At 65.6% G+C, this 12,190-nt stretch carries 10 protein-coding genes; 5 read left to right on the top strand and 5 right to left on the bottom strand.

All coding sequences use genetic code 11. The features are described 5' to 3' along the window. The first annotated feature begins 73 nt into the window (after positions 1–73). From SM753_RS09065 to SM753_RS09050, 4 genes are all read left to right on the top strand, one after another. On the top strand, positions 74–391 hold the full coding sequence (locus SM753_RS09065; protein WP_135535234.1) for a DUF5783 family protein: 318 nt from the start codon (positions 74–76) through the stop codon (positions 389–391). Between the two features lie 83 nt (positions 392–474). After that, positions 475–840 (top strand): NifU family protein, encoded by a 366-nt coding sequence (locus SM753_RS09060; RefSeq protein ID WP_135535233.1) that lies wholly within the window; start codon positions 475–477, stop codon positions 838–840. A 68-nt stretch (positions 841–908) separates the two neighbouring features. Beyond that, the gene (locus tag SM753_RS09055) at positions 909–2,420 is read left to right on the top strand and encodes a sulfatase-like hydrolase/transferase (protein WP_323191351.1); all 1,512 of its coding nucleotides are present in this window, start codon (positions 909–911) and stop codon (positions 2,418–2,420) included. A 1-nt stretch (position 2,421) separates the two neighbouring features. Then, on the top strand, positions 2,422–3,456 hold the full coding sequence (locus SM753_RS09050) for a lysylphosphatidylglycerol synthase transmembrane domain-containing protein (RefSeq protein WP_323191350.1): 1,035 nt from the start codon (positions 2,422–2,424) through the stop codon (positions 3,454–3,456). Between the two features lie 93 nt (positions 3,457–3,549). On the opposite strand, the gene SM753_RS09045 is transcribed toward SM753_RS09050, so the two are convergent. The 3 genes from SM753_RS09045 to SM753_RS09035 form a co-directional block, all read right to left on the bottom strand. Next, positions 3,550–4,452 (bottom strand): ketopantoate reductase family protein, encoded by a 903-nt coding sequence (locus SM753_RS09045; RefSeq protein ID WP_323191349.1) that lies wholly within the window; start codon positions 4,450–4,452, stop codon positions 3,550–3,552. A 30-nt stretch (positions 4,453–4,482) separates the two neighbouring features. Beyond that, entirely contained in the window at positions 4,483–4,821 is a 339-nt protein-coding gene (locus tag SM753_RS09040) for a hypothetical protein (RefSeq protein ID WP_135535229.1), read from the bottom strand. A gap of 80 nt (positions 4,822–4,901) precedes the next feature. Next, the gene (locus SM753_RS09035) at positions 4,902–6,581 is read right to left on the bottom strand and encodes an aldehyde ferredoxin oxidoreductase C-terminal domain-containing protein (RefSeq protein WP_323191348.1); all 1,680 of its coding nucleotides are present in this window, start codon (positions 6,579–6,581) and stop codon (positions 4,902–4,904) included. A 165-nt stretch (positions 6,582–6,746) separates the two neighbouring features. Here SM753_RS09035 and fer point away from each other — a divergent pair, with 165 nt between their 5' ends. Then, a complete protein-coding gene (fer, locus tag SM753_RS09030) occupies positions 6,747–7,391 on the top strand; it encodes a ferredoxin Fer (RefSeq protein WP_323191347.1) in 645 nt (214 codons plus the stop codon). Positions 7,392–7,555: 164 nt separating this feature from the next. On the opposite strand, the gene SM753_RS09025 is transcribed toward fer, so the two are convergent. Beyond that, a complete protein-coding gene (locus tag SM753_RS09025) occupies positions 7,556–11,071 on the bottom strand; it encodes a DNA polymerase II large subunit (RefSeq protein WP_323191346.1) in 3,516 nt (1,171 codons plus the stop codon). After that, positions 11,072–11,536 carry a PPC domain-containing DNA-binding protein gene (locus SM753_RS09020; protein ID WP_135535225.1) on the bottom strand — a complete coding sequence of 155 codons (465 nt, stop codon included), beginning with the start codon at positions 11,534–11,536 and terminating at the stop codon, positions 11,072–11,074. Between the last annotated feature and the right edge of the window lie 654 nt (positions 11,537–12,190).

Raw genomic sequence — 12,190 nt, 5'->3', positions numbered from 1 at the left:
GGGTAAAATCGGCGTTTGAGCCACGTCAGCGGGGATCGCCCGACTTTTGTCGAACGCACCCGTTCGCACTCACATGACCGACTTCGACCCGGAACGGTTCGAGGACAAGTACGTCCACTACTTCACCGAACTCCAGCGGGCGTACAAAAACGCCTTCGAGCAGATGAACGAGACGTACGACTCGGAACTGATCCACGCCATCGACCAGCAGATACTGAACGAGAGCGAACCGTTCTACGAGGGAGACGGCGAGTTCCGCATCGAACTGCCCGATAACCCCGGAGAACGGACCCGCGGCGTCGTCGTCGACCAGGAGAAACTGGACCAGGTGCTCGACATCTACGTCGACCAACTGGAAACCGAGATCCGCGACGTGTTCGGGTTCGAGTAGCCGATGGAGTCACTCGCCGAGGAGCGGGCGGAACGCACACGTAGCGGGAAAGGTTCAAGGGTGCTGACCACCAACCAGTGGACATGAGCACTGACGCCCAAGAGGACGGCGACGATCTGGAAGATCGAGTCTCGAACTTCCTGCGCAGGAACTTCCCACAGATCCAGATGCACGGCGGTAACGCAGCCATTCAGGACCTCAACCGCGAAACCGGTGAGGTGTCCATCCAGCTCGGCGGAGCCTGTAGCGGATGCGGTATCTCGCCGATGACCATCCAGGCCATCAAGAGCCGCATGGTCAAGGAGATCCCCGAGATCGAGAAGGTCCACGCCGACACCGGCGGTGGCGGCATGGGCGGCGACGGCGGCATGGAACCGTCGTTCCCCGGCGAGACGGTCGACGACGAGGACGACGGCGCTTCTGACGAAGGCCCGCAGGCCCCCTTCTAACTCCGACGGTCGTTCCCGCGGAACCGCGATAAGCAGTCTTTTTAACGCTCCGGCGGTCCACCGTAGGTATGACGAGCGCGGACGCGTCGGAACGGGACGTTCTCTTCGTCGTGATGGACACCGTTCGTAAGGACCACCTGTCCGTATACGATTACGACCGCCCGACAACGCCGGGATTGGAGTCGTTCGCCGAGGACGCCGCGGTGTTCGAGCAGGCCGTCGCGCCGGCACCGTGGACGCTTCCCGTCCACGCGTCGCTGTTTACCGGTCTCTACCCCAGCGAACACAACGCGAACCAGGAAAACCCCTATCTCGAAGGTGCGACGACGCTCGCAGAGAGCCTCTCGGGGACCCACGAGAGCGCCTGTTACTCTTCGAACGCGTGGATCACGCCGTACACCCATCTGACCGACGGGTTCGGCGACCAGGACAACTTCTTCCAGGTGATGCCGGGCGAGTTCATGAGCGGCCCGCTGGCGAAAGCCTGGAAGACGATGAACGACAACGAGCAGTTGCGAAAAGTCGCCGACTGGCTGGTCAGCGTCGGTAACACGTTCCACGAGTACTTCGCCAGCGGCGGGGGGTCGGACTCGAAGACGCCGCAGGTCATCGACCGGACGCGGGAGTTCGTCGACGGCGTCGACGACGACGAGAACTTCTTCGCGTTCGTCAACCTGATGGACGCTCACCTCCCCTACCACCCGCCCGAGGAGTACAGGAAGGAGTTCGCGCCGGACGTCGATTCGACCGCCGTCTGCCAGAACTCCAAGGAGTACAACTCCGGGGCGCGCGACATCGACGACGCGGAGTTCGACGACATCCGCGGCCTCTACGACGCGGAGATCCGCCACATCGACGCCGAACTCCGTCGCCTGTTCGACTGGCTGCAGGCCGAGGGGCGCTGGGAGGACACGCTGGTCGTCGTCTGTGCGGACCACGGCGAACTCCACGGCGAGCACGACCTCTACGGCCACGAGTTCAGCATCTACGACCCGCTGGTGAACGTCCCGCTGCTGGTGAAACACCCGGACCTAGACGCCGGCCGCTACGACCAGCAGGTCGAACTGATCGACCTGTATCACACCGTGTTAGACCACGCCGGCGTCGACCCCGCGGGCGAAACCGCCGTCTCGCTGGACGAGCGGCGGTCGTTGCTGGGCGACGACTACCGCGAGTTCGACGACGGGGAGTTCGCCTTCGTCGAGTATTCGCGGCCGGTCGTCGAGCTGAAACAGCTCGAACAGAAGGCCAGCGCCGCGGGGATCACGCTCGATGAGGATTCGCGGTTCTACTCGCGGATGCGGGCCGGCCGCCGCCCGGACGCGAAGTACATTCGCAACGAGCGGATCCCGGACGAGGCGTATCGCCTCGACGAGGACCCGGGCGAGACGGAGAACCGCGCGGGGACGAGCGGTGAGATCGACGACTCCATCGCAGAGGTGGAGGCGGCGTTATCGCGGTTCGAGGACCGGGTCGGCGGCCCCTGGGAGGGTGACGCCGCCGGCACGGGCGAGGACGTGTTGGACGACATGAGCGAGGACGCAAAGGACCGTCTGCAGGACCTGGGGTATATCGACTGACGTGACTGGCGCAGACGGCACCGCGGACCTCGGAGACCTGTTCGACCGCCAGACGACGGCGAAGATAGCCGGCGGGTTCGTCGTCGCCGCCGTTCTCGTCTACCTACTCGGCGCGGCGGTCGGGTGGGACCAGACGATAGCCAGACTCCGGAACGCGGAGTTGCGGTGGCTCGGCGCGGCCTGCCTCTCGACGCTGCTGTGTCTCGCAGCGTGGGGGAAAGCCTGGCAGATCGTTCTCCGCGTCGGCGGGATCGACGTCCCGTACCGGAAGCTCGTCGTGACGTACTTCGCCGCAACCTTCGCCAACTACGTGACGCCGCTCGGGCAAGCGGGGGGCGAACCCTTCATCGCGTACGTCCTCTCGCAGGACACGGACGCGAACTACGAGCAGAGCCTGGCAAGCGTCGTCACCGCCGACCTGCTGAACCTGCTTCCCTTCTTCAACTTCGCGGCGGTCGGGCTGGGCTACCTGCTGCTCCGGTCGCAACTCACCGAAACCGCGGAGGATCTCGCGGTCGGTCTCGGGGTACTCGCGGTCGGCATCCCCGCTATCGTCGTGGCCGGGTGGCAGTTCCGGAGCGTCGTCGAACGGGCGATACTGCGCGTCGTCGAACCGCTCGCCCGCCGGACGGATCGGGTCACCGTCGACAGCATCCGAGAGCGGATCGAACGCTTCTACGAGTCGATCGCTCGCATCACCGGATCCCCGAGAGCGTTGCTGTCCGCGACGGCGTTCGCGTACGTCGGCTGGGTGTTTTTCGCGCTGCCGCTGTATTTCGCGGGGTTGACCCTCGACCTCGCCGTTCCGCTGTTGCTCGTCTTCTTCGTCGTCCCGGCGAGCACGCTCGCGGGGATGGTACCCACGCCGGGCGGCCTCGCGGCCGTCGAGGGAGCGCTAACCGGACTCGTCGTCGCGCTGAGCGCACTGTCGGCCGCAGACGCGCTGGCGGTCGCGACGATCTACCGGCTGGCGAGTTACTGGTTCGCTATCGTCGTCGGCGGTGCCGCGGCGCTGTGGGTGCTGTACCGCACCTGATCGGGGTCGTACTCGGATCGGCGGTCGGTCTGTGCCCGTTCGCGGACAGTTCGGCCTCGCCGCCAACCGACTCGACGCGCCCTCACACCGGACTCACTCGCGAACGCCCTGACCTCGCTCCCACGCCCGCAAAAGCGCCGCGAGCGTCCGGTTGACGGGGACGTCAACGTCGTGTTCGGAGGCCCGGTCGACGACGTAGCCGTTGACGGCGTCGACCTCCGTCCGGCGGCCGTCCTGCACGTCCTGATACATCGACGACTCGTTGTCGGCCGTCGCCGTCGCCACGTCCGCGACGGCGTCCAGCGCCGCGCGGTCGGGGAGAAACACGTTCCGGCGACGGGCGACCCGGGCCGCCTCGCATGCAGCGGAGCGTGCGAGGTCGTTCGCGGGCCCCGACAGGAGGGCTCCGTTCTCGACGCGGGACAGCGCGGTAACGGCGTTGATACCGGCGTTGACGGCGAGTTTCTCCCAGAGCCGTCGCGGCATGTCGTCGGAGACGGTCACATCGAGGTCGGCCCGACGGAACGCGCGGGCGACTCTGACCGCCGACGCGGAGTCACCGCCCTCGCGGTGTCCGAGCGTGATTTCGCCGACGCCAGTACACTCCACGCGGCCCGGCTCGCGGAGGACCGCGCCGTAGGTCGCCGTTCCGGCGAGGACGGGACAGTCGAGGTGGCGAGCGAGGCGCTCCTCGTTTCCCATGCCGTTCTGGAGGGACAGCGCCGCCTCGTACTCACCGGTCGCCAGATCGCGGGCGGCGGCCTCGGTGTCGAACGCCTTGACCGCCAGAACCGCGAGATCCGCCGTCAGTCCGGTCCCGTCGGTTGCGGCCGTCGGTGCGACCGTCGCCGAACGGTCCCCGTCGACGACAAGCCCGGACTCGGCGACGGCGGCGACGTGCGGATCGCGGCCGACGAGCGTCACATCGTGTTCCTGCGCGAGCAGTCCGCCGACGAGACTGCCGAGACTACCCGCTCCGAAGACGACGACGTCCATACTCCCCTCTCGCGGTCGACGACAAAGAGCTTAGTCCTCCGTCCAGTACATGAGCGCTTCCTTCGGTTCGCCGCATCCGGGACACTCGTCGGGGAGCCCCTCGTCTATCGCCCCCATCTCGCCGCATTCCGTGCAGCGCCACATGAGTTCTGCCTCGCCGAAATCGTGCCCCGAACGGGCGTGTTCGACGCTCAGGCTCTCGACGCCCTCGCGGGTCGTCACGAAGAATCCGCCCTTCTCGAACCCGCGAATCGTACCGAGTTCTTCGCCGTCCTCGTCGTAGACGGCCTGTCCGAGGTCGAGCCGGTTGACCGCTTTTTCCGCTTCCTCTTCCCCCTCCTTCGCCGGTGTTTCTCCCTGTCCAGCCATATCTGAACGCACCACGGGAACGGGCATAAACGTAGGGCGGTGTTCGACGGACCCCCGGGAGAGCGAGATGTCGACCGCCGTCAGTCGTCTGCGGGCGCGTGTGACCCGGAGGCGGCGGGAACGGTCCCGTCCTCCGTCCACCCGCGGATCCCGTAGTACTCGTCCAGAGCCGCATCGAACCCGTCGACGTCGTAGGGGAGTCGGTCGTCCGCCCGGTCGAACCCGCGTTCGTTGTTGAACGCCCGTTCGAGGTCGATCACGCGCGCGCCGATGTCGAGCAAGTCATCGAAGTCAGCGTCGAACAGCGCCTCGAAGCGCTCCGCGTTGAGCATGTCGCGCGAGAACCGACAGACGACGCCGCAGTCCTCCAGCGCTCGCTTGTTCTCCTGACGGACGAGTTCCGGCGGCTTGTCGTCCAGACCCGTCGGCTCGAACGCCGAGTCGGGGTCGACGAGCGGGTACTCGTACGCGTAAAACGTCGCGTACATGTGGTCAGCGCCGCGGTTCGACGTGGCGTAAGCGAGGCCCTGTCCGTTCAGCGTCCGGCCGTCGTGTGCGGGGAACTCCATCCCCTTGACCGACCAGTTCTCGACGCCGAGTTCCTCGTGGACGCGGTCGACACCCTCCGCGAGCAGGTCGCCCTCCTCCTCGCGGTAGGCGATCTTCTCGACGAGGTCGTGTATCAGGTCGACGTTGCCGAACTCGTCCTCGGCGGCGAGGTATGCCGACACTACGTCGCCCGCGCTGATCGTATCGAGACCGAGCGTGTCGCACAGTTCGTTCGACTGCATCACGTCGACGATGTCGTCGACGCCCGCGTTGCTTCCGAACGACATCACGGTCTCGTACTCCGGCCCCTCGGTCTCGACGCCCCGCTCCTCGTCTTTCGTTGGGAGTTTGCACGCGAACGCGCAGGCCGAACAGGTCCCCTTCTCGAACTTCTTTTCCTCGACTCGGTCGCCGCTGATACCGTCGACCCCCTCGAACGACAGCTCCGAGAAGTACCGCGTCGGCAGCGCCTCCACCTCGTTCGCGTAGTCGGTGACGCTCGTCGTCCCCTGTCGCTTCATGATGTGGTCGCTCGTCGCCGCCTCGCGGTGGACGTCCATCTGGACGGGGTCGATGTCGATCTCCGGCGGCGAGTCGCCCGCGAACGTGACAGCTTTCACGTTTTTCGAGCCGAACACCGCGCCGAGCCCGCCGCGGCCGAACGCCCGCGTCTCGGTGGTCATGATCGACGCGAACCGGACGAGGTTCTCGCCGGCCGGCCCGATAGCGGCGATGTTCTCGGCAGAGAGGTCCTCGTCACGGTCCGTGACGCGCTCGGTCACCTCCGGAACTGTTGCGCCGGCCAGGTCGGGCACTTCCTCGAACTCGACCGAATCGTCGCGCACGTGGACGATGACGGGTTCCTCGCTCTCGCCGGTTATCTCGACGGCGGCGTAGCCCGTATCCGCGAGATGTCGAGACATGAACCCGCCGGCGTTCGACGAGATCAGGCCGTCTGTCAGCGGGGAGACGGCGGTGCAGTTCGTACGCCCCGTAAAGCTCATGTTCGACGTCTGCATCGGCCCGGTCGCGAAGAACAGGCTGTTCTCCGGGCCGAACGGATCCGCGTCGAACGGGATACGGTCGTACGCGAGTTTCGTGCCGACGCCGCGCCCGCCGATGAACGATTCGAGCACGTCGTCTATTTCGTCTGTGTCCGTCGATCGCTCCCCGACGTCAACCGTCAGGAGCGAACCTTCCGCGTGAAGCATACGCCTACTCTCATGGACGATCAGTAATAAACATCAGTGAACCGGATGGCGGGGGAGATCAGTCGCTCGGAGCGAACAGCCGGCTGTGAAACCGAGGGAAAGCGGCCGAAAAACGCGTCGTACTGGGGCGCAAATCTTTTTCGTCCCAATCGGCTAGCGGTATCCGTGGAGTCCCCGTTCGAGATTCTATCGATCGGTCCGGATGCGGACGAAGCGGAGGTAGAGCGAGCGTTCAGACGGCGGGTGAAGGAAGCACATCCTGACCAGGGCGGATCCGCGAGGGAGTTTCGGCTGGTCAAGGCGGCGTACGAGGAGATCAAATCGGCCGACGGGAACGAGGAGATCGAGGTCAGTCGAGAAAGCGTCGAAGAGCAGCGCGAGCAGGAGGGCTCCCGAATCGAGTACCTCAATTTCGAGGTGCTCGGCGACTACGGGTGGGAACTCGACGACGACGACCTGTTCGAGAAGGCGTCCGCCGAGAACCTCGACTCGACGGATTACGGTCGGTTCCTGGCCGAACCCGGCGAATCGCTCCTCGAAGCCGCCGAGAACCGCGGGTTCGCCTGGCCGTACTCCTGTCGCGGCGGCGCGTGCGCCAACTGCGCTGTCGTGGTCACGGAGGGTGAACTGTCGATGCCCGTCGACCACATTCTCCCGACGGAGATGGTCGAACGCGGGATCCAGCTATCCTGCAACGGCGTCCCGGTCACTGACCAGATGAAGGTCGTCTACAACGTCAAACACCTGCCGGTCCTCGAAGAACTCCGGTTGCCGCCCCGCTCGTTCGAGGGGGCACATCTCAACGACTGACGGGCCCGGGTCTCGCACCGCTCACATGAAGTCCGCGATGCCAGTCTGCTTGTTCCGTGACGACCTTTTTACTGCGTCGGGTAGCTGCGCTTCGCTTGCTACCCTTCTTGCAAAAAGCTCGGCCAAAAATCCCCGGGACGGCGAGCCGTCCCGGCCCGCACCGCTCACATGAAGTCCGCGATGCCAGTCTGCTTGTTCTTGTCGTTGACGAAGATGCTCTCCAGCGACTTTTCGAGCACTTCGAGGCGCTGTTTCGTGTAGTCGCGGGTCCCGTACTCCTCGGCGACCTGGATGGCGGTGTCCATGTACTTGTTCACCGACCCCTGGTGAACAGTGAGGTTCACGTCACCGCCGCACTCCCGGCAGTCGCCCGACAGCGGCATCCGGCGGTACTTCTCGCCGCAGTCGAGACAGCGGGTCTCCTGCCGGGAGAACGCCCGGAGGTTGCCGATGAGGTCCGGCAGGAAGTGGTACTCGATGACCCGCTCCGCGACGTCCGTCTCGTCGACGGAGCGGAGTTTCCGCGAGAGTTCCAACTGGGCGTTCATCTTGTCCATCATCGACCCCAGCGTCTTGTACGCAGAGAGGTCCGGACCCAGCGCCAGATCGGTCGTGTCGTGAGTGTGACCGAAGCCGGCGTACTCCCGGTCCGTGCCCAGGGTGTCCTCCGCGATCTCGATGTCGACCTCGCCGGGGTCCGCCATCTCGCGGGTCGCCTCGTAGAACTCCTTCGGGTACTGCGAGACGACGTCCATGTTGTGCGCCTCGTCGTCGATCTCGTTCGGGTCGATGCGCGAGGACATGACGAGGGGTGCGTCCATCTGACCGCCTCTTTGGTCCGGGAGGTAGGACTTGCTGAAGTTGAGCAGGCCGTCGAGGAGGAGCATCACGCAGTCCTCGTCGCCGTCGCAGTTGCGCCGTTTCGAGGCGTGAAAGAACGGATGCGCGTATCCGACCGCCGCGCTCGTGAAGCCGATAACCCGACCCACCACGGCCGCGCTGGTGTGGGGGGCCATCCCGAAGACGAGTTCGCCGACGAGTTCGTCGCGGTTGTCCAGTTCGTAGTACGGTTCGAGGTCGTAGAACTGCGACAGGAGGTCGTCGACGAAATCGGCCGTCTGCAGGAGGTGTTCGGCGGCACCGTTCGAGAGGACGACGTCCTGAACTTTCAGTTCGACCAGTTGGTCCTCGTGCCGGAGAGGGTCGCCGTGGATGTCCTCCTCGTAGCCGAGTTGGCGGAACTGGTCGACGGTAACGTCCAGTTCTTCGGGACGGACGGACGTGACGGGCAAGTCCGTCATGTCGTAGCGGACGGTGCCGTCCTTGAACGCTGAGACGCCGTGTTTCGAGCGGAGGATCCCCTTCTCGATGGCCTCGGGCGTCTTGTTCGTCGAGGTAAGCCCCTTGACGCCTTTCAGGATGTCAAAGGCGTTCTCGCGCTCGCCGACGGACTCGAGCGCATCGCGGTACTGGGCGTGAACGTCTATGACGCGGGATTCGACGGACGTTCCGTCGATCTCGCAGCGCGAACAGTGAACGCGGCCGGCCTCGTCCGGACGGAGGTCCCGTTCGCAGTCAGGGCACTGGTAGTGCGGTTCCGTGTGCGCGCCGCAGTCTGGACAGCACGGCTTGAACGTCGCTTCGCCACAGCCGGGACACTCGCGGCGACCGACCTCCACTTCGACCTCGCCGGGGGTGTCTTCCATGGTCTCGGCGTGGCCCGCAGCGGCGGCGACGTCGCGTTGGTTGCCGCCGGCTTCGCCGATGGGAAAGAGCGTGTGGACCGCCGGGCTGAGTTCGCGCGACTCGGATTTCTCCGGGCGACCCATTCGGTTTCCGATACGCGTGGGCGCGCGCTCGCGGACCGCGAACGGGGCGACCTCGTTGACAGCTTTCACCGCGTTGTCCCACTCGCGCGATTCGGCCGAGAGGTCGTCCCAGGTCCGGTCGAGGTCGGTCGTCAGACCGAGCGACCGGACGAACGGGTCCCATTCCGGCACTGCGATAGCGTCTGACTCCTGGCGGTGTTCGAGTATGAGCGCTTCGAGCGCCTCGCCGACGTCGGCGGTGTTCTCGACCAGGAGGTCGCCGTCGACCACGTCGCCGGCGGCGACGGCGTCGGTGAGCGCCTCGAACTGCTCGACGGACAGGTCGTGCCAGAGGTAGGTGTAGTTCGGATGGATCGGGGCGTCGTACTCGGTCGCCCACTCGACCGCCTCCGTTGGGTCCGGGTCGTCGAGGTCGACGCGGACGGAGTCGGCCATCGCCTGCACGTCAGCGTCGGTCTCCTCGAACTCCTGTGTCCACCACTCGACGGTGTAGGAAGCGGGCGCGAGCGGGTGGTTGTTCTCGACGAACTCGCCGTAGTTGACGAGATACTCGCCGAGGTCGAGTATCTTCTCGACGCCGTTTCTGATTTCGAGGGCCTCCTCGGGGTCGTCGATCCGGCGGACGTCGCCGTTTGCGAGGCGGACCGTCGGCCCCTCGATGGAGTCGACGGGGACGACGCCCGCGGCCTTGCCGGGGCGCTCGGTCTTGATCTGGGTTCCGGTCGCGAGGAAATCGTCGACCAGATGCATCGTCGCCGGGTGAACGCCCGCCGTTGCGAACCCGTGGTTGCGTGCGCGGCCGTAGCGCAGGCGGAACCCGCCCGTTTCGCTCGGATGCGAGAAGACGGGGCGGCCGGCGATCAGGTCCCGCAGGAACTTCCAGGACTCCTCAACGCGGGGCGGGCCGTCCGGCTCGGCGGCGTCGCTTCCGTCCGCGTCCTCGCTCTCGTCGCCGTCGTCCGGGTCGGGGTCCGCTTCGTCACCCTCGTCGGCCCCCTCGTCGCCGTCCTTGCCGATGGTGCCGTCGATGAGGTCCTGAAGCCAGGGCCAGTCGACTTCTTCCAAGTTCCGGGTGTAGCGCTGGATTTTCGGGGCCTTGAGCGCGATCCCCTCGGCGAGGACGAGACACATTCCGCCGCGGGCGGAGTTGGTGTCGACGCGGTCGAGGTCGCGAAAGCCCGACACCTCTTCGTCGCCCGTCGCCTCACCGTCCAGCATGATGGGGACGTGCTTCGCGATGAACTTCGTTTCCTTGTCTTTCGGCGTGTACTGGAGGCCGGTCTCGCTGTCGTACAGCGACACCTCCTCGGCGTAGCGCTCTATCTCGTCGTCACGGGCATTGTACTCGTCGACGCCGATGAGCGCGCGGGTGTAGTCGGCGACGAGGACGGACAGTGCCTGTGCGGTCCCCCCGGCGGAGCGGATCGGGCCGGCGTAGTAGACGTTGACGAACTCCGTGCCGTCGTCGTTCTCTAACAGTTCGACGCGGTCGATCCCCTCGATGGGAGCCGCGACGACGCCCTCGGTGAGGAGGGCGACCGCCGTGCGGACCGCGCCCTCGACCTTGCCGGCTTTCGTCTCGTAGTCACCGACGCGCTCCTCGGCGAAATCCTCCGCGAGCGCGAGGGCGGCCTCCTCCCTGCTCATTTCGCCTTCGAGTTCGCGGACGCGTTCCGCCACCCCGTCGATGCCGAGGATGTTCTCGACGCGGTCGGCCATGTCCTTGGCGACCGGGATCTCGACCTCGGTTTCGGGATCGTGACCCTGTTCGCGGGCCGAGCGGGCGACCTCGAAGGCGTCGTCGAGGCCGTTTTCGAGCCGTTCGAAGTACCGTTCGTCTTCCCGCCGCATCTATAACCAGAGGTCCAGGTCGGTAGTCTCGTCGTGTTCGCGTTCGAGCGTCGTGTCGAACGTCCGCATGTACACCTCGCCGGCGAAGACAGTCGCGGCGTTCAGATGGCCCGCGATAGCGTCGCCGTCCGGCCGCGAGAGGACGGCGTGTGTGTGGGCGAACCGCTCTCCATCGTCGGACGAGGTCCGACTGTTCGAGGAGTTCTGGGCCCCGGTGTCCAGCCACGACACGTTACCGACGCAGGCGGCCACTTCGAGGTGTTCGTCGAACTCGACCGCCTCGTACTCGGTCGTCTCCTGGTCGTAGAACCATATCTCGGCGTCCTGCACCGCGCCCATCGCGGTGAACCAGGCCGCGTCGGCGTCGACATCGCGGGCGAGCCCCTCGATCTCCTCGCGCCAGTCAGCGCCGTTGTCGAGTCGAGCCAGAAACTCCCCCGTGGTCTCGACTTCGCGGTATTGCATACCCTGTTGGAGCGGTGGCCAGAACTAAAAAGGTGCGTATCGCCGGGCGATAGGTCGGCGGTAATCCGCGAGGGGGCCAAGAGCGCGGTGAAACGGCCGAGCGGACGGCGAGGCCCCGTTGGGCCGAGTCCGTCCGGTACGGGGAAGGGCAGGGCGTCTGCAAGCAATGTATCTGGGAGCGAGGGCCCTGGCCCGAGCGAGCGGTCCGAGGACCCGTCAAGGGAGCGAAGCACGGCGCTACGCGCCGCAGAGAGCGAGCGGCGAAACCGCGGGCAAGCGACTGAGGCGGTGGCGCTGGATTTTGGCCGAGCTTTTGCCGAGTCAGGCGAACATGCCCACCGCTGGCGGACCGTTCGCAGAAACGCAGCGCAAAAGGTCGTCGTCTACCGCCAGGCCGGAAGTGTCGGGGCGTCGTCTACACACATGGAGAGCCAGGCATCGTCCTCGCTGATATCGGCGATGACGTACTCCTGTCGGTTACCGTCGCCGTCGACGGTACTCATGACTTCACCGGCGTTCGCGCTCCCACTGCGGGGACCTGACGGTTTCCTCGCCATATAGGTAATAATCTTTCAGGCACTTATAAACTCGTCGGAAAAACAGTGCTGACTGGGCGATCAGAGTAAATAAAACCACTATTATTGTAGTTATTAA

This window comes from Halostella sp. PRR32, assembly GCF_034808085.1.
Lineage (GTDB): Archaea > Halobacteriota > Halobacteria > Halobacteriales > Natronoarchaeaceae > Halostella > Halostella pelagica.
Note: the sequence above shows the minus strand (reverse complement) of the source record. Positions and strands in the feature narration are given on the sequence as shown.